Origin of the sequence: Bacillus cereus group sp. MYBK245-2 (assembly GCF_051916145.1) — a bacterium.
Lineage (GTDB): Bacteria > Bacillota > Bacilli > Bacillales > Bacillaceae_G > Bacillus_A > Bacillus_A pacificus.
Genome location: NZ_JBQAGB010000005.1, coordinates 63,015 through 81,061, shown reverse-complemented (window position 1 = coordinate 81,061; position 18,047 = coordinate 63,015). Strand labels below are relative to the sequence as shown.

Below are 18,047 nucleotides of genomic sequence, written 5' to 3'. Positions count from 1 at the left end.
GATAAGCCCTTCCTCTCTATACAAAATACTTCTTCAAAAGCGGCGGCGTAATAATCGTCGTCAATATAACAACAATAACAATTGCTGTGAAATTTTCTTTCGCTAATAGATTCGCCGTAAGTCCATTTGCTGCGATAATAAGTGCTACTTCTCCACGCGACACCATTCCCGCACCAATACTAATAGAAGATTGAAGGTTGAATCCTGTTAACCTTGCTCCTAAACCTGATCCGATTAACTTTGTGAAAATCGCAATGAGCGTCATAATGATAATGAACCAAAGCTGGCTTCCGATACCTTGAAATGTAATTTCCATTCCGATACTTACGAAGAACACCGGTACAAATATCGCATAAGCAATCGGCTCAATTTTATGTTCTACTTCGTGCTTATACTCTGTTTGAGAAATGGCAATTCCGGCTGCAAATGCTCCAATAATACCTGCAATCCCCATCATTTCACTGTAATACGAAAAAGAAAAACAAATAATAAGAGCTGCGCTAATTAACGCCTCTGTTACACGAAGTGGCACAAGCATTTTCATAATCCATGGAACAACTTTCCATGCGATAAAAACAATGCTGACAAAGAAAATAATTTTCTTTACGATAACAAGTGTTATATTCACATCTTGCGTTCCTAAAAAGCTCATAACAAACGCTAATAAAATAACAACGATGACGTCATCAAATACGGCAGCACCTAAAATCGTTGTACTTTCTCTCGTATTCATTTTCCCTAAATCTCTTAGCGTTTGCACCGTAATACTAACTGACGTTGCGCAAAGCAATAACCCTAAAAAGATCGCATGGGATTGTATGAGCCCAAACAGCAATCCTGTTACATAACCACCAATGAATGGAAAAATAATTCCACCAGCTGCTACTGCAAATGATGATTTCAAATTCCGATTTAACTCTTCTAAATCTGTTTCAAGTCCAGCCATAAACATAAGTAGCAAAACACCAATCTCACTCAGTTCATCGATTAATTCAGAACTATTTATAATACCAAGTACAGCTGGACCGATAATAATACCGATAATTAATTTACCAAGTACAGAAGGCTGGCCAAGCCTCACGCTAATATCACCAGCTAATTTCGTACAAAGTAAAATGACGACAAGTTCAAAATAAAATAACATAACATCTTCTCCTACTTTAACTTTGATCAGTGGGTCGTTAACCCTCGTCCATTCCTGCAAGTAGTTTCTCCTATTCATCCGCATTTTATTTGTCATATTTTTATTTGACAAAATATTCTGAATTATATTAAGATTAATCCAGCAATTTTAAAAAACTACGCACCATAACTGTACCTCGATTTCCTTACATACTCTTTTCTAGTGGGCTCATACTACATTCGCAGTTATGGAAATGAAAAACGGGGGGAGAGTCCAAAGTGAAATCATTATTACGAAAAAAGGCGATTACTACTGAATCACCACGACAACTACAAAGAACATTAACCGCACTTGATTTAACGTTTTTAGGAATTGGCGCCGTAATTGGCACAGGGATTTTTGTATTAACAGGTATTGTTGCAGCGAAACATTCTGGTCCTGGTATTATGTTATCATTTCTTATTGCTGCATTTACTTGTGCTTGTGTAGCCTTTTGTTATGCCGAATTTGCTTCTTCTATTCCTGTCTCAGGAAGTGTGTATACTTACGCATACATGACAGTCGGGGAAGTCGTCGCCTTCATCGTCGGATGGTGTTTAATGCTCGAATATTTACTGGCAGTCGCAGCAGTAGCTGTCGGTTGGTCTGGTTATTTACAGTCTTTACTACAAGGATTTAACATCCATCTGCCCGCCATAATCGCCTCGGCACCTGGCGTAGGAAAAGGTGGTCTCATTGATTTACCAGCTGTTTGTATTTTACTCATCATTACCGGTCTTTTAAGTTTTGGTATACGTGAAAGCGCACGCATTAATAATATTATGGTTCTGATCAAGTTAGCAGTTATTATCGCCTTTATCGTAGCAGGTGCAAAATATGTAAAACCTGAAAATTGGACACCGTTCATCCCATTCGGATACGACGGTATTATTACTGGAGCTGCTACTGTATTCTTCGCCTTCTTAGACTTTGATGCAATCGCAACCGCTGCGGAAGAAACGAAAAAACCACAGCGTGATTTACCAATTGGCATTATCGGTTCCCTTCTTATTTGTACTGTTTTATACATGATTGTATCTTTCGTTTTAACAGGTATGGTTCCGTATACACAATTAGATGTTTCTGATCCAGTTGCATTTGCCTTACATTTCGTTGGCGAGGATACAATTGCAGGACTACTCGCTGTTGGAGCGATGACTGGAATGACAACCGTTCTCTTAGTCGTTATGTATGGACAAGTTCGCGTTTCGTATGCGATGAGCCGTGACGGTTTACTTCCAAAAGCGTTAGCACGTGTAAATAAAAGAGTGAAAATCCCTTTATTAAACACGTGGATTACTGGTGTTGTTGCCGCTTTATTAGCAGGACTTTTAGATCTGCACGTATTAGCGAATTTAGTAAATATCGGTACATTAACAGCCTTCACATTCGTTTGCTGTGCAGTACTTATTTTACGAAAAACACACCCTGACTTGAAACGCGGATTCCGTACACCTTTCGTACCTGTATTACCAGTTGTCGCTATTCTTTGCTGTTTATATTTAATGGCTAATTTATCTAAAACGACATGGATTAGCTTTATAGCTTGGCTTATAGTCGGTTTATGCTTCTATTTCTTCTACTCTAGAAAACATAGTCATTTAGCTACTGAAAAAGCAAACGATGAACAGAAAAAAGCATAACAAAATAGCTCGCCAATAAAACGGCGAGCTATCTTTCTGTATTATTATATTTTTTCGTTAACGATTGTAAAATGAAAAATATGCCGATGCAAGCTGTAAACGATGCCCAATTTCCTATTGGTGTTGAGTATTTAAAAACGCCAATACTTACAAGCAATAGAAAAATAATCACCTGATATATAAGCTTCCACTTTTGCATATATTCCCTCCTTTACTTCGTTCCCTTCTTTTTCTTCTTCCATGCATTTAAACTATCAAAGAAGAAGTTAATAAATAACGTGCCTAAACCCGCTAATAAAAACGTCATTAAAAATAGAACCCATATACTTTTTTCTTTTAAGAAATAATATCCTACAAGGAGCACAACCGCGATCCATACATATTCAAGAATTCTTTTTAACTTTTTCTCTTCCAAATTATTCGCTCCTTCATTCTATGCTACTTTTAGTATAACAAAAAAGAAGCCTATCATGATAAGCTTCTTTTCTTCTCTCTTATTTGTTTATGCTTTTTTCAACGAGTGAAATCGCATATTCCATCGTACGATTCATCGTTTCTACTTGTGTATCTTTTACTTTCGCATCTTTTAACACATATTCTGCCACTGTAATTTTTTGACTCAATGATTTCACTGAACCGTCTGTTACATTTGCAGCTTGTGCTTTTTTCACTACTGCTTTTGCAGATTCAATATTCATTTGTAATTTTTCTTTCAATGTTTTCGGTTGTTCTACTACTTTAGATTGTATAAATGTTTGATTTGCAGTTTTTAATTCATTATATGCTTGAACAATTTGTTCTCCCGTACTCGCTACATTTTCAAACACTTGTTTTGCATTATTATAGCTTTTCTCTAATTCTTGAAATGCTTCCTTTGAATATTGACCTGGCTTATCCCCAAACTCATACGTACCAGCTAACACTTCTTTTACTTTTCCAAGTTCTTCAAATAACGCATTTACTTGCTCTAACTTCGTACGGTTATAAAACTCATTGTACGCTGCTAATACTTCTGAAGAACTTAACGCTTTACTATATAATTTCGCAAGCGCGATTTGTCCATTTAACGGAATACCACCATTCCCATTGCTATCAGGATCCGCTCCAAGTGCAAATGGTACATTTGGATGATACACTTTTCCTGTAGCCGGTTGGCTATTTACTTTTTTACCATCTACATAAATAGCTACTTCACTTCCGTTATACGTTCCTGTTAAGTGATATGTTTTGTTTGCTTCTAATTGAACGCCAACACGTTTATAACTGCCACCAATGTGAGCCCATAATTCAACATATCCACTTCCTGTAGATTCAAAACCAATTCCGCCACTCTCTGTATTTTGCAAAATACCTTGTCCGCGAATTTCATTCATTGCAAATACTGTTTCTAACGTAAACGTATTTGCAACTTTTTCTTTTTGTGCTGCTGAAAATGGAAGGTATCCAAATGTGTTTGCTTTTCCGTTTAATTTCATAACATTCTTTTTCAATGCTTTATCATATTCAATAGTCACATTGCCCTTCACATCACCTTTTGTACCAAATGGTGAATTGTCTTTAAATGTACCATCTGCAAAATTCACATCAAAAACATCAGCCTTTGGTACTTTCACATTCGGGTCAATATTATCTTTTTTCGTAGTAATTTCTGCCGTTAAAGGCTGCGCACTTTCATTACCAAATGAATCAATTGCAACGACTTCAAGTACATATGTTTTCCCGCTATCTAACCCTGCCAGTGTAAATGTAAGATCTTTTGGTACTGGGTCACGATAAAACTCTGAGAATGCTAACAATTTGTTCTTTATTTCTCCCGTTTGCTTATCTCTAGCTTGTACGCGATAAGAATGAACAAGAAGGTTATCCAGCGCTTGTGGGAATGTTACTGTTGCTGCATTTTCTGTTACATTTAATACCGCAAGCTTTGCATCCTTTGCAAAGTAAGGCTTTTCTTTATCACGATCTTCTACATGTGTAAATGTTTCTTTCTTTGCTGGTAATTTAATTTTCCAAGGCTCGCCTGTCCAAGAATTTGTATGGAAATCACGGCGATTAATCGTTACCTCTTTATCGTCTACTTCTACTAATAACCCTTGGCTTAATGTACTAGCTCCTGGCGGGATATTCCCTTGTACTTTACCACCTTCAACTTCCATATAACTTACTGAAGATGTACCAACTGATGTAAAGTCTTTTTGATGAATCGATCTTGGATCATCTAACGGATAATGTGAATGACCTGAAAACGTAATAACCTGTGGATATGCTTTCAACACCTCGTTAATTTTTGCACTATCTTTTGTTCCCCACTCTTGGCTACCATATACTGTATCTTTAATATGTTGGTGTAAAAATACGAAAATTGGTTTTTCTGGATCATCTTTTTGTGCCTTTGCCATTTCTTCTTTTAACCAATTAATTTGCTTGTCTGAATAATATCCATGAGTTGTCCCATCTTCCGGAGACATAACAAGGAAATGATACCCTTTCACCACTTTATGATAATAAATCGATTCCATTCCTGTTTTTTCTAAGAAACGCTTCTGTGCGCCCTCTACAGATAAACCGTTCCAATAATCATGGTTACCAAGAGAATTCATTCGCACGGCATCTTTATTTGCATTTTCATTATACACTTGCATGAAACGATCATATTGTTGCAGTGATCCTGAATCAGTAAAATCTCCCACAATTACAAACGCATCTTGTTTAGGTGCAAGTGTATTCAGTTGCTCGATTGCTCGTTTCCAGCGAAACGTATCATCCGTTCCACTATTCTTAATATGTACATCACTTACAACTGGAAAAACTATCTTCTTCTCACTCGGTGCCTTTTCTTGCTTTTTCTCTTCCGCTTTAACTGATGTACTCCACGGAAATGATACGAACGCTAATACAAAAAACATTAATAATCCAATAAGTCCTTTTACTTTGCGTAAAGCTGTTCTTTCCACGTGAATCCTCCTCATATAATCAATTAATTACAATGATTATTGTACTGAACACATATTAACTTCATATAAATTACAAATAAAATTTATTTAATTTTTGTAAATATACAGTCAATTTGTTGTAACATCCAACATTATTTGTATTATCTTATACAACCATCTTTTGTCTAACAGACTCTTATTCATGATTATGAGTTGGACGCCTATTAAACAAACTTTCCTGAAATTTTTTGCCCCTTTATTAACACAACTATCGTTTTGCAACATTTAATAGTAATAAAAAGAAACTATGAAGGGAGGAGCTATTAATGGCTTGTAAAAAAAATATCGGCTGTTATGCCCCTTTATCTATCATTTGCCCTCCCTATGATCCACCTACTCCCCCTGACCCACCATCTTGTGAATTAGTCAACAATGAATTCGCTGGTAATTTTTTTATAACAAAAGAAATTCCACCGCCTTCTGAAAGTTCTACATTAATCTTATGGGAAGGAGATGGTGTACTTAAAATATCGGGTAATATTTCTGTATATAATAGCACTAGTAGTACTGAAGCGGTTACGGTTCAAATTATTGGACAGGTGACAAATACTTTTACTGTCTATCCTGGCAACACAATGTCATATACAGGTCAATCATTACAATCTGTGGCAATTATTAATCTCCCAAATAATCCAATTCGGTATATAGAAGGAAAATATTGTTGTCAATTCTCATTTTGCTTTTAAAGTGATTTATGACCTCAACTTACAAACTATAAGAAAAAGCATACCATTTTGGTATGCTTTTTCTTATGAAATTGGATAACGTACCGTTAAACATAATTGTCCTTGGCTTACTCCCGTTCCTGTCGTTACAATTTGAATTGTAGTAAAGTATCTTACTGTAAATGATCCACTGCTTTGTGGTTGTACAGTAATTGTATTCACCACTGTTGCTCCTACTAAAAAATTCACCGTAATTGGAGCTGTACCTACATCATATTTCACATAACCTGATGCATATAAATCTTGCGTAATATTATTCGTATACACTGTTTCAGTTACCGCACCAGTAGCAGCCCAATCTATACATACCTGATCTTGAACAAGTGTTTTACTGGAACAGCATGATAAGTTAGAATTGTACATCTTAGCCCTCTCCTTTTCTATTATGAAAGTGGATAACGTGTAGTTATACAAAACTCCCCTTGATATGTTCCAGCTGTTGCAGCAGGTAAAATTACTTCAATTGTCACGAAACGACGGTACGTAAAAGCTATACTTGTTCCTGGATTCAATGTTTGTGTATCAATTGTAGCTCCTGCTGCATCTAAAACTGTCAGTGTGATCGGAGCCGGTCCGACGTCATATCGAACAAACCCTGTTCCAATCATATTTTGATTAATATTATTGTTGTACAGTACATTCGTAATAGCAGTCGCCACTACAGTTCCTGACCACGGACTACACACTTTATCTTGCACATAATTTTTATCTGGACAACAAGTTAATGCTGACCCTGAGCACTCACAAGACATAGTTGTTTCCCCTCTCTCTTTTATATTCCCTATATGTGTATGTCCCCCAGAGTCTTTTGCCTGTACTATTCATCTATTTTCAAAAAATATTCATATGACTAGATAGATTCCGTTTTGTTTCTTTTTTTCATATATTTATAGACAAAAATACTAGCCACGATAAGAAGAACGCCTCCTAATATCGGTAGCATATATTGTCCAACAACATCCGCCGCTTTTGCCCAATGCGGACCTAATTTCATTCCAAAATACACATATAAAGTCGTTAACGGGAACATTGCTACAAATGTATAAATACTAAATTTCCATATGTTCATTTTTGCCATACCACAAGGAACAGAAATAAGCGTTCGAACTCCCGGTACAAAGCGTCCAACAAATGCTACAACTGGTCCATATTTCTCAAAGAAATCATCTGCTTTTTGAATTTGTTCTTCTTTAATAAAGAAGTATTTCCCGTATTTTATTAATAGAGGACGACCACCGTAATAACCAAGTGCGTATAACGTTAACGGTCCTGTCGTTCCGCCAAGCGTTCCAGCTAATACAGCTAGCCAAAAATTCATATCACCCTCGTACACCCAATATCCAACCATAGGCAAAACGACTTCTGCTGGAATAAATTCAAACGTTAAAGCCAATACAACTCCAAAATAAGAAAACTGCTTTAAAAACTCGATTATATCTAAAATCATTTGCTCCATATTTTCTAGCCCAACTCCTATCCTACATTTACGTTATGTTTTTCTTGTAATTGAACTGGCGCCATTTTTACAATTCGGTTCAGAATAAATAACACAATCCCAATATCATCTAAAATACCGATGAACGGTAAGAAGTCTGGAATTAAATCAAGCGGCATCGCTACATAACCAACTAAAAAAGCAATAGATAAGATTTTCTTCTTTATTGAAACCTCTTTTGAAGTAAAAAAGTCAAATAGGAATGGAACGAAACGACGAACATGAAATACAACTCTTAATCTACTAATCAATTTTTTCATTTTTATATCTCCTCTCCTTGTATACGAAAAGGACCCTACCAAATATGGTAAGGGTCCTAAAAAAGACAATAAGGGGCCTTTACCATTGCTGGTAAAGGTCTCACTAACAACGAAACGTTGCCAATAAAGCCGAGGGTTTCTCCCTGTAATGACGACTTTACTGTAATAAGTTACTCCCCTTTATATACACAATTTTATACAATCACATTAAAATATTTTGGAGGGCTTGTCAACATATTTTATATCCCAAGCCCTTCCGTAAAAAACAAAAGACGTATAGGAAATTTCTTACTATCTCATAATATACATAATCATTTTTAAGCGAAAGGAGATGTTTCATTTGCATACCGTCTGGAAAGGTGCGCTTTCACTTGGACTATTAAATATGGGAATTAAACTATATAGCGCCGTAGAAGAAAACGATATAAAATTTTTAAGTCTCCATAAAGAATGCTTAACACCTATTAAATATAAAAAATTCGCTCCTGATTGTACGGATGAAGAAATTGATGATAAAGATATTGTAAAAGCCTATGAATATGCACCTCATAAATACATTATTATGGATGAAAAAGAATTAGCTGCGTTGCAAAAAGCTCACGAACCACGATCCATTCGTATTATATCTTTTATCCAAAATAACGAAATTGATTCTGTTCTCTACGATCGTTCTTATTTTATAGGCCCTACCCCTGGACATGAAAAATCGTATTTATTATTAAAGGAAGCACTTGAGCGTACGAATAAACTTGGTCTGATCCATATTTCCATTAGAAAAAAACAACATTTAGCTATTATCCGTAACTTTGAAGATGGACTTATGTTGCAAACCATTCACTACCCTAATGAAATTCGCGATATAACAAATACACCTAACTTACCAAGTAATGAAAATTATCCTATCCAAAAACAAGAACTCACCGCAGCTATTAATTTAATTCACCACCTTACAAATCCTTTTGAACAAGAAATATATACAGATGAATATAAAGAAGCCCTTACCGAATTAATCGAAAATAAAATTGAACAACAGGAAAAAACGGAAACAATCTCTCCAGCTCCAAACATCATTAATATTATGGAGACATTACAGGCAAGTATTGAACAAGCAAAAATAAAAAGAAACAATAAAACAGAAAAAGAGGCCAAATAAAATTGACCTCTTTTTCTTTAAAGCGGATTACACTTCGGCATTTCAAGTCCAGACGATTGAGCTAATTTTAATAAATAATAACATTCCTCTCTTGCCATATGATCTGCCATTCTCGCTGATAATGCACTTAATATTTCATTCGATAACTCCAATTCTTCCACTTCATGTAAGAAATGTGAAAATAATTTTAGTTCAAGTGAAACATCTTTTGTAAACTTCTTTAATGCTGGAAAATGATGCAGCTCCGTTCGTAAATATCCAGTCATCTCAACTGCCTTTAAGTAAAATTGTTCAAAATGCTTCGTAAATTCTTCGCTTTTCTCTTTTAATCCTTTTTCAACAAGATCTAGCCCACCAGAAATAGAACCCGCATGACCAGCCGCATCCGTTAGCCAAACGAGATGATAATGTAATTCATGAAAAACAGGCGGAACTTCCCCTTTCTTTAAAAACTCTAAAACCGTTATATACTCTTCCACTTCGTTTACCATATGATTAATAAAAGTCGGCGTAAAATGAATGGTAATTTTTCCTTCCAACTGTTTCTGTATAATATTTAATTTAAACATCCGAATCTCCTTAGCGGCTTGTTCTGCCTCTTTGGAAAATGTCACGAGATTCACATTACGAACTTTATTTAACAGATTCGTAAATGTTTCAACAAAATAAGTAGCTTTCTTTATATCTTCTTTTTCCTTTGGAGCTAATGCATCAAGTAAAAACTGCGCATGATCAGTAAGTACCTTTAGCCAAAATTGATGCTCAAACAACGCACTTTCTTCATAATTTCTCTCCACCAAATCCCCTCCGTCTATTCATCCTTCTCTACTACTTGAAGTTTATATCCATCTGGGTCTTGTACTACAATACTCCTCGCGCATTCATTTTCTGTATATAAAATTTCATAAAACGCTAGCTTCTTTTTCAATTTCTCTATGTCAGAAATCGTAAATGTTAAATCCTCACATGAATCTGTAACACTTTTTTCCCGCCCACCTAACATGCGATTCATAACAAAACTAATTCTCGTTGAATCGGCATCATACCAAACCCCCGTTACATCTAATTGTGGTCTTTCTAAACTAGGTTTAATTCCTAAAATCCCTTCGTAAAAATATAACGTTTCCTTTAAGTTTTTCACTTCCAATACAATGAATTGTTTCACAGTCTCCACATTCATTCCCCCCGTACCTATTACTTTTTTATATGTGTCATAAATGCTCATTATGTCTGAATACAATACGTAGTAATGAACATGTAAGGAGGTTTATTCGTGAATAAATATATGAGATCATTCGTGCCCTATCATAGTCCTCAAGATCCTTGCCCTCCTATCGGAAAAAAATATTATTCTACTCCTCCTAATTTATTTTTAGGCTTTCAACCGCCAAACTTACCACAATTTACGCCAAAAGAAGCGCTACAAAAAGGGACTTTATGGCCTGTTTTTTATGACTATTATGAAAATCCTTATAAAAAAGGGCGGTGACTACTGACGTGACTCAATCGCTACCAGAAGAATATTATCAGCTGTTACTGGAGCTTCAAGAACTAGACTTTGTACTAGTCGAACTCACTCTTTATTTAGATACACATCCAGATGACACTGCTGCTATTAATCAATTTAATGACTTTTCCTATAAACGAAGAGTATTAAAACAAAAGATGGAAGAAAAATACGGGCCACTCCAACAGTTTGGAAACAGCTATTCGAATGCCCCTTGGGAATGGAGCAAAGGTCCTTGGCCATGGCAAATATAAAGGAGAGAAACTATGTGGATTTATGAAAAAAAATTACAGTACCCTGTTAAAGTAGGAACTTGCAATCCAGCACTTGCAAAATTATTAATTGAGCAATATGGCGGTGCAGATGGAGAATTAGCTGCTGCACTCCGTTACTTAAATCAACGTTATACAATTCCTGATAAAGTCATTGGCTTACTTACTGATATTGGTACAGAAGAATTTGCTCACCTTGAAATGATCGCTACGATGGTTTATAAGCTGACGAAAGATGCGACTCCTGAACAAATGAAAGCTGCTGGCCTTGACCCTCATTACGCTGATCATGATAGTGCACTCCACTACCATAACGCTGCTGGTGTTCCATTTACTGCAACCTATATACAAGCTAAAGGAGATCCAATTGCCGACCTATACGAAGATATTGCGGCTGAAGAAAAAGCACGCGCAACATATCAATGGCTCATTAACTTATCAGACGACCCCGATATAAATGACAGCCTACGCTTCTTACGTGAACGAGAAATCGTTCATTCACAACGTTTCCGAGAAGCGGTAGAAATTTTAAAAGAAGAACGTGATAAAAAAATATTTTTTTAAAACACGTATCCTAGCGGTATGTGTTTTTTTACGTTTAAAGTTAAATCCTTCCTATTAAACATATAAATAGTATATTTATTCGATTTAATGCATTATTTTTTAATTTTTTCAAAATTCCCTATTGCTTTCTAGTCATCAGACCTTTAAAATAATAACAGTTACTCGACAAATTGTTTGAATTTTCGACAAAAACACTCATTAGGAGGATTTTCTTTATATGCGTACAACTTTAAAACCAGCGCAAATACTCTCGATTAGTTTATTACTATTCGCAGTTTTCTTCGGTGCTGGTAATATGATTTTCCCGCCCCTTCTCGGTCTTTCTTCCGGAGAAAATATGTGGATTTCCATTACAGGATTTATTATTACAGACGTCGGTTTATCTTTACTAGCTATCGTCGCTGTTGCTCTTGCCGGTGGTAGTTTCAACACTTTAGCAAGCCGTGTTCATCCAAAATTCGCAGCAGTATTCGCTATCATTATTTATCTTTCAATCGGCCCACTATTTGTTATTCCACGAACTGGATCTGTATCTTACGAAATTGGGATTGCACCACTTTTCCCGGACCAATGGTACTCTATGTTAGTTTTTAGTGCGATTTTCTTTACAGTCGTCTACTTCTTATCATTAAATCCATCAAAATTAGTAGATCATATCGGAAAAATATTAACGCCAATTTTACTTGGAATTATTGCAATTATGGCAACAAAAGCAATTCTTTCACCTGGAACGTTTGCAGAACCTGTTGGTGACTATAAAGAAATTCCATTTTTCAAAGGATTTCTTGAAGGGTTTTTAACGTTAGATGCAATCGGTGCACTTGTATTATCAACGATTGTTGTAAATGCAATTCGCCAAAACGGTATACAAGAGAAGAAATCGATTGCGAAATATACAATTATTTGCGGTAGCATCGCAGCTCTATTTTTAACAATTGTTTATTTCTTACTCGGTTATATCGGCGCTTCAAACGGCAATCTAGGACAATTCGAAAACGGTGGTCAACTATTAGCGACTGTTATGTACCAATTCTTTGGGACAAGCGGGAATGTTTTATTAAGTATCGCCATTATCTTCGCTTGTTTAACAACAGCAATCGGCGTTGTAAGTGCATTCGCAAACTATTTCGCAACAGTACTAACAAATGTTTCTTACAAAAAGCTCGTACTATACGTTTGCATTTTCAGCTTCGTTATCTCAAACTTAGGTTTAAGTTTATTAATCAAAATTACATTACCTGTATTAATTATTTTATATCCAATTACGATTATTTTAATTTTCGTATCATTTATCGATAAATATACGAAACGTAAACCTTCTGTCTACATCGGAGCAATGATCGCAGCATTCATTATTAGCTGTATTCATGCACTTGATAATGTGGGAATGATACCAAACTTTATCGCTAATATCGTACACACGATTCCTTTTTATAACTTAGGAATCGGCTGGATCGTTCCAGCAATAATTGGTGGTATAATCGGATACTTTATTCCGCAAACAGAAGCTGAAGGCGAAGTTTCTACAAAATAAAGAAAAGAAGCAAGCATGAAATACATGCTTGCTTCTTTTTATTTTCACATCGTATGCTTAAAAGTAAATAACTCTTCTTTCGACTGCACAACAGATTGTTCCTCTTCTACAACATCCTTCTTTAGCTCTCCTCCTAATCTTACTTTCATCATCGCCTCTTCGATACTTTTTACAATCATATTTCCTGAAAAAATAGTAAGTCCAAAAAATGTAATCGGAACGAGAGGGATCCACGGATTCACTGTTAATGACCTAAAGTATACTCCAATTAAACCTGACCATTCATGCGTATAAGATTCCGCCTCTTTTATTTGTCCACCAAACATTACAGTCCCACCAAAGAACACTTCAAGTAATCCTAAGTGCAGTAAAATAGTAAGAGTCTGCGTAAACTGCTGAAGAAATACGAGTATAAACGGCATATAGAGATGCGGAAAAATATGTTTTATAACAATATGTCTTCTCGATCCACCTAATATGCGCGCGGCATCAACAAATTCTTCCGTTCGCAATTTACGAACTTCCTTCGCAACATACAGTGCAATAACTGGCATTACAAGCAGTACAAGTAATACCACTTGAAACGAAGCCCTTTCAAAAAAGGTTGTTGTCTCCTCTCCGCTTCCAAATGTATTTGCAGATTGAAGAAAAAAATACGCAATCATAACTGTCGGAATAACTGTAAAACTATCAAAGAAAGCCTCAATTTTTGAAAATCCTCTTTTTATATACGTTCCGAGTACGACACCGAAAAACACACCTATTACCATTCTAAGTGCCGCAATTAAAATAGATATACCAATCGTCCACTTCGCGCCCTCAATGACTAAATGTAACAGGTCATACCCTTTCCGGTCTGTCCCGAGTAAAAATTGTAATGAAGGTGGAAACGGTGGCACTTGTGGATTTTCATCCGCATCATATTGCAATGTAACTTGTCTAATATGTCCATCATTCCATAACGTATTTCCGATGCTCAAAAGAACTAATAGGAGAAGAAACCCAATACTTATCCAAAATCTTTTATCACGTTTTATATACGTCCACATATTATAATCTCTCCTTCATCGCAGCCGGAATGAGATAATGAAACAATTTAAATAAAATAAAAATCGGAATATATATAAGAAGCACACTAACAATGAAAACCTCAACTCTAATACCGAAATACGATTTCAAAAACATAAAAATACCACCCGTATTAAAAATCCATTCTATAATATATAAATTAGATAACATAAAAAAGATATTCGTTTTCGCAAAGAATAATGTACTAAGCAACACATTTCGTAAAATATGGTGATTTAAAATATGAAAGCGCCCCAGCCCTTTCGCCTTAGCAAATAGTACATAATCTTTTTCTAGTTCATTTTCAAAACGAAGCACGACCATTTTTACAAACATAATCGTAGTCGGGATGCTCAAACACAATATTGGCAACCCTCTAATCGACTCGCCTCCAATTGAAGCAATTTGAAAAGGTAAAAAACCTGTTTGTTTAAAAAACCATACAACTAAAATTTGTGATACTAAAATAAGAAGAATATCTGGAATGGATTCTAGGAAGATAAGAAATGATTTAATTCGATGTTGTATACGCGGTGAACTACTCATAATTACATAAACAATACAAAATGCTACAAATAATGAAATGAAAAAAGCAGCTAAAAATATAATAATTGTTTCTTTATAATGGACGAACAACTGTGGAAATAAAAATTTATCTCCCACATATTTAAAATTGGAGATTTCCATTAAATTCACAAACACTTCTTGTAAACTCTTTATGTACTGTGATGCATGCAGCTCAAATCCATAAAATAGTTTCGGCAATGTCCCTAAACAAATAATACCCAAAATCGAAATAAGAAATTGAACCGTCACTTCCATCCCATTCAAAAATACTTTTTTGACCATTTTCGCCCTTCTCTCTCTATAATTTACTCCTTAATTTTATTCTTAATTTTCTGAATTGTAAATATTTAATATATAAAAAATCGCTAGGTTATGACTCTAACGATTCTTTGTGTAACTGTTTTTCTCTTTTCGCAAACGGCATATACAAAATAAAACATCCAATAAGCGCTGCGAGTTCTAAGGAAATAATATAGTAAGGATGTGGTCCTAACATATCAAGTAATGAAGCTGTTTCTGGCTTATGAGCTAAAAACATATAATTACCACCTGTTTTGTAATTTACAAACGAAACAATCGGAATCAATATGTTTAAAAATATCATTGTGCGTTTAATAGATTGTACTGTCGGACGATATCCTTCCACCCAAGTCATAAAGAGTGGAGCCCAAATGAGCAATATATGCGCGATAAAATATTCAATGAACCGAAAATGCGGAAAAGCATACTGCAAGTTTGGCGTTAAAATGGCTTGTGATGCACCAATAATTCCTGTGAAAAATACAATCTCATATATACGGTAACTTTTCGTTATGATCATAATTGACGCTAACAACAAACTAATCGTACATAACTCAAACGGTAATGAAGTGGCTAGCTCAAAAATCCCTGCTTTCCACTCCCACATATGAAGTCCAATTTCACTCCCTATAAATAGAAATGCAATCGCATATCGAACCGTTATATTCCACTCATTTTGACGTAATACATCTTGGTATTGATATAAAAAAACGATTCCCACCAACAGAATAAATAATATAATGGCATGTTGCCTTGAGTAGGGAATAAACGGTTTTAATGGATGCGCACTAAAATAAGCTTCCATCTTCCTTCCTCCTCTCCTTCATACAATATTATTGTAAGAAAAAAAACACGCGTCAATTCATTTGCTTACACTGGGACAACCTCTACCTTACATTTACATATTCATACCTTACAAAACTGTAAGGTTATTGTAAGCTAAAACGATTTGTCAGATTCTTTACCTCTTCTATACTTAATGTAGATACTAAAACGAACGAAAAGGTGATAAATAGATGAAGAAGAAAAATAAAGTGTTAATTACTAGTGTAGTAGCAATCGGAATTGCAGCTGGATCATACTTTGCATTTGCTGGCGGCGGTTCAGAAGTAGCAATGGCATATAGCGGATATAAAGTAACAGAAAAACAGATTGAAAACGCGCAAAAATTTGGCGGTGAAGTCATTCCAAACGGAATTGAAACAATTTCATTTGATCCAACAAAAGGTACGTATGAATTAGCTGTAAAAAAAGGTGATGAAGTGAAAAAAGGGCAACTCCTTTTTAAATATAATGACCCTACTGCGAAACAAGGTGTAACAGAAGCAGAAATGCAAAAGAAAATCGCACAAAAAGAAGTAACATTGTTCCAAAAGCAAATTGATGCTGCGAAACAAAAATTACAAAAAGATAAAAATGCAGGCCTTCCTGCTGAAGCATTAAAAGCATCAGAAATTGAAGTACAGCAATTAGAATCACAACTTGAAATGAAGAAATTTGAAGTTGAAAAAGCTGATGAGATGATTAAAGCAGCAAAAGAGAAAGTAAACACACTTTCTGTAACGAGCCCTGCCGATGGCGTAATTGATGATATCGTAAAAATTGCTGATGAAAAAACAGGTATGAGCGGCATTACACTTCGTCACGCTGGCCCATTTAAAGTAAAAGGTCAACTTTCTGAATATGAGCTTGCTAGTATGAAAGTTGGGCAAGAAGTAACTGTTTCATCAAAAACGGTCGCTGGTAAGACTTGGACAGGAAAAGTAACAGAAATTGGTTCTACACCATTAAAGAGTATGGATGAAAACAAAACAGTTTCTAACTATCAATTCACTGTCACATTAGATAATAGTGAAGAATTACAAAACGGCTTCCACGTTTACGTAACAAGTAAATCTGGAGAAGCAACTGGCACAATTGTTCCGAAAAGCAGCATCGTGAAAAAAGGTGACAAAAATGTTGTCTTCGTCGTAAAAGACGGTAAAGCGAAAGAACAAGCAGTTACTGTTGAATTCGAAACTGATAGTGAAGCAAAAGTTTCTGGAGTGAAAAAAGGAGAGGAAATTATCTCTAAACCGGAAAAAGACTTAAAAGATGGTATGGAGGTTGTCGCCCAGTGATTAACTTAAAAGGCATCACGAAATCCTTCCAAAACGGTGCAGAATCCGTTCAAATATTACACGGTATTGACGTAACACTGAACCAAGGAGAATTCACCTCTATTATGGGACCATCTGGTTCTGGTAAATCAACATTAATGAACATTATCGGTTGTTTAGATAAACCGACGACAGGTACGTACGAACTAGCTGGGCAAAACATTTCAAACATGTCTGAAACAGAACTTGCACGCGTTCGTAATAAGGAGATCGGATTCGTATTCCAAAACTTCATGTTATTACCGAGACTTACAGCACTTCAAAATGTAGAGCTACCTCTTATTTACGCTGGAGTTGATAAAAAAGAAAGACGTGAGCGCTCATTAGCTGCTTTAACAAAAGTAGGTTTAGCTGATCGTGCCACTCACTTACCGAACGAATTATCAGGTGGACAAAAGCAGCGTGTCGCTGTTGCACGCGCAATCGTAAATAACCCGAAATTTATCTTAGCCGATGAACCAACGGGGGCACTTGATACGAAAACAAGTACACAAATTATGGACCTCTTTTACGAATTAAATAAACAAGGCTCAACAATCATTATGATTACCCATGATCGTGAAATTGGAGAAGCTGCAGCACGTCAAATTGTAATTCGTGACGGAAATATCGTCCAAGATTGGAGAGGTTAATTTTGAACACGAG

At 35.6% G+C, this 18,047-nt stretch carries 22 protein-coding genes; 9 read left to right on the top strand and 13 right to left on the bottom strand.

The window, feature by feature from the left end:
• Positions 1-16: 16 nt before the first annotated feature.
• A complete protein-coding gene (locus ACTFRN_RS11020) occupies positions 17-1,240 on the bottom strand; it encodes a cation:proton antiporter (RefSeq protein WP_370530089.1) in 1,224 nt (407 codons plus the stop codon).
• A gap of 161 nt (positions 1,241-1,401) precedes the next feature.
• On the opposite strand from ACTFRN_RS11020, the gene ACTFRN_RS11015 reads away from it, so the two are divergent.
• The gene (locus ACTFRN_RS11015; RefSeq protein ID WP_088106518.1) at positions 1,402-2,805 is read left to right on the top strand and encodes an amino acid permease; all 1,404 of its coding nucleotides are present in this window, start codon (positions 1,402-1,404) and stop codon (positions 2,803-2,805) included.
• 28 nt (positions 2,806-2,833) lie between these two features.
• Here ACTFRN_RS11015 and ACTFRN_RS11010 read toward each other — a convergent pair whose 3' ends face one another.
• From ACTFRN_RS11010 to ACTFRN_RS11000, 3 genes are all read right to left on the bottom strand, one after another.
• Positions 2,834-3,004 (bottom strand): hypothetical protein, encoded by a 171-nt coding sequence (locus tag ACTFRN_RS11010; protein WP_041184469.1) that lies wholly within the window; start codon positions 3,002-3,004, stop codon positions 2,834-2,836.
• 12 nt (positions 3,005-3,016) lie between these two features.
• A complete protein-coding gene (locus ACTFRN_RS11005; RefSeq protein WP_000391504.1) occupies positions 3,017-3,220 on the bottom strand; it encodes a hypothetical protein in 204 nt (67 codons plus the stop codon).
• Positions 3,221-3,299: 79 nt separating this feature from the next.
• On the bottom strand, positions 3,300-5,759 hold the full coding sequence (locus ACTFRN_RS11000; RefSeq protein ID WP_124878218.1) for a LamG-like jellyroll fold domain-containing protein: 2,460 nt from the start codon (positions 5,757-5,759) through the stop codon (positions 3,300-3,302).
• Between the two features lie 305 nt (positions 5,760-6,064).
• Between ACTFRN_RS11000 and ACTFRN_RS10995 the strand changes: the two genes are divergently transcribed.
• On the top strand, positions 6,065-6,484 hold the full coding sequence (locus ACTFRN_RS10995) for an S-Ena type endospore appendage (RefSeq protein WP_000752309.1): 420 nt from the start codon (positions 6,065-6,067) through the stop codon (positions 6,482-6,484).
• A 63-nt stretch (positions 6,485-6,547) separates the two neighbouring features.
• On the opposite strand, the gene ACTFRN_RS10990 is transcribed toward ACTFRN_RS10995, so the two are convergent.
• The 4 genes from ACTFRN_RS10990 to ACTFRN_RS10975 all read right to left on the bottom strand — a co-directional run bounded on the left by ACTFRN_RS10990 (position 6,548) and on the right by ACTFRN_RS10975 (position 8,278).
• Positions 6,548-6,886, bottom strand: a complete 339-nt coding sequence (locus ACTFRN_RS10990) for a DUF3992 domain-containing protein (RefSeq protein ID WP_000282809.1) — start codon at positions 6,884-6,886, stop codon at positions 6,548-6,550.
• A 20-nt stretch (positions 6,887-6,906) separates the two neighbouring features.
• Positions 6,907-7,275, bottom strand: coding sequence for a DUF3992 domain-containing protein (locus ACTFRN_RS10985; protein ID WP_014893284.1), 369 nt, complete (start codon positions 7,273-7,275; stop codon positions 6,907-6,909).
• Between the two features lie 98 nt (positions 7,276-7,373).
• Positions 7,374-7,979, bottom strand: coding sequence for a DedA family protein (locus ACTFRN_RS10980; RefSeq protein ID WP_074567633.1), 606 nt, complete (start codon positions 7,977-7,979; stop codon positions 7,374-7,376).
• 17 nt (positions 7,980-7,996) lie between these two features.
• A complete protein-coding gene (locus ACTFRN_RS10975; RefSeq protein WP_000733844.1) occupies positions 7,997-8,278 on the bottom strand; it encodes a YkvA family protein in 282 nt (93 codons plus the stop codon).
• A gap of 340 nt (positions 8,279-8,618) precedes the next feature.
• On the opposite strand from ACTFRN_RS10975, the gene ku reads away from it, so the two are divergent.
• Entirely contained in the window at positions 8,619-9,431 is an 813-nt protein-coding gene (gene ku, locus ACTFRN_RS10970; protein WP_000557763.1) for a non-homologous end joining protein Ku, read from the top strand.
• Between the two features lie 17 nt (positions 9,432-9,448).
• Here the strand turns inward: ku and ACTFRN_RS10965 are convergent, their stop codons facing one another.
• Entirely contained in the window at positions 9,449-10,228 is a 780-nt protein-coding gene (locus ACTFRN_RS10965) for a DUF2935 domain-containing protein (RefSeq protein WP_014893285.1), read from the bottom strand.
• Positions 10,229-10,242: 14 nt separating this feature from the next.
• Entirely contained in the window at positions 10,243-10,656 is a 414-nt protein-coding gene (locus ACTFRN_RS10960) for a VOC family protein (RefSeq protein WP_124878215.1), read from the bottom strand.
• A 48-nt stretch (positions 10,657-10,704) separates the two neighbouring features.
• Here ACTFRN_RS10960 and ACTFRN_RS10955 point away from each other — a divergent pair, with 48 nt between their 5' ends.
• The 4 genes from ACTFRN_RS10955 to brnQ2 all read left to right on the top strand — a co-directional run bounded on the left by ACTFRN_RS10955 (position 10,705) and on the right by brnQ2 (position 13,308).
• Entirely contained in the window at positions 10,705-10,920 is a 216-nt protein-coding gene (locus ACTFRN_RS10955) for a spore coat associated protein CotJA (protein WP_001046260.1), read from the top strand.
• A gap of 8 nt (positions 10,921-10,928) precedes the next feature.
• Positions 10,929-11,192: a spore coat protein CotJB gene (locus ACTFRN_RS10950; RefSeq protein ID WP_000194492.1), complete on the top strand. Its 264-nt coding sequence runs from the start codon at positions 10,929-10,931 to the stop codon at positions 11,190-11,192.
• A 12-nt stretch (positions 11,193-11,204) separates the two neighbouring features.
• Positions 11,205-11,774, top strand: coding sequence for a spore coat protein CotJC (cotJC, locus tag ACTFRN_RS10945; RefSeq protein WP_000265273.1), 570 nt, complete (start codon positions 11,205-11,207; stop codon positions 11,772-11,774).
• 217 nt (positions 11,775-11,991) lie between these two features.
• Positions 11,992-13,308 carry a branched-chain amino acid transport system II carrier protein BrnQ2 gene (gene brnQ2 / locus ACTFRN_RS10940; RefSeq protein ID WP_001260908.1) on the top strand — a complete coding sequence of 439 codons (1,317 nt, stop codon included), beginning with the start codon at positions 11,992-11,994 and terminating at the stop codon, positions 13,306-13,308.
• Positions 13,309-13,352: 44 nt separating this feature from the next.
• Here brnQ2 and ACTFRN_RS10935 read toward each other — a convergent pair whose 3' ends face one another.
• The 3 genes from ACTFRN_RS10935 to ACTFRN_RS10925 form a co-directional block, all read right to left on the bottom strand.
• Complete coding sequence (locus ACTFRN_RS10935) at positions 13,353-14,357, bottom strand: ABC transporter permease (protein WP_074567632.1); 1,005 nt, start codon at positions 14,355-14,357, stop codon at positions 13,353-13,355.
• 1 nt (position 14,358) lies between these two features.
• Entirely contained in the window at positions 14,359-15,225 is an 867-nt protein-coding gene (locus ACTFRN_RS10930; RefSeq protein WP_074567631.1) for an ABC transporter permease subunit, read from the bottom strand.
• Positions 15,226-15,313: 88 nt separating this feature from the next.
• A complete protein-coding gene (locus tag ACTFRN_RS10925; RefSeq protein WP_074567630.1) occupies positions 15,314-16,048 on the bottom strand; it encodes a YwaF family protein in 735 nt (244 codons plus the stop codon).
• 211 nt (positions 16,049-16,259) lie between these two features.
• Between ACTFRN_RS10925 and ACTFRN_RS10920 the strand changes: the two genes are divergently transcribed.
• Together ACTFRN_RS10920 and ACTFRN_RS10915 are read left to right on the top strand one after the other, a co-directional pair.
• Entirely contained in the window at positions 16,260-17,363 is a 1,104-nt protein-coding gene (locus ACTFRN_RS10920; protein ID WP_000728817.1) for an efflux RND transporter periplasmic adaptor subunit, read from the top strand.
• On the top strand, positions 17,360-18,034 hold the full coding sequence (locus ACTFRN_RS10915; protein ID WP_000609103.1) for an ABC transporter ATP-binding protein: 675 nt from the start codon (positions 17,360-17,362) through the stop codon (positions 18,032-18,034). Before ACTFRN_RS10920 ends, ACTFRN_RS10915 begins: the two co-directional genes overlap by 4 nt.
• Positions 18,035-18,047: the final 13 nt, after the last annotated feature.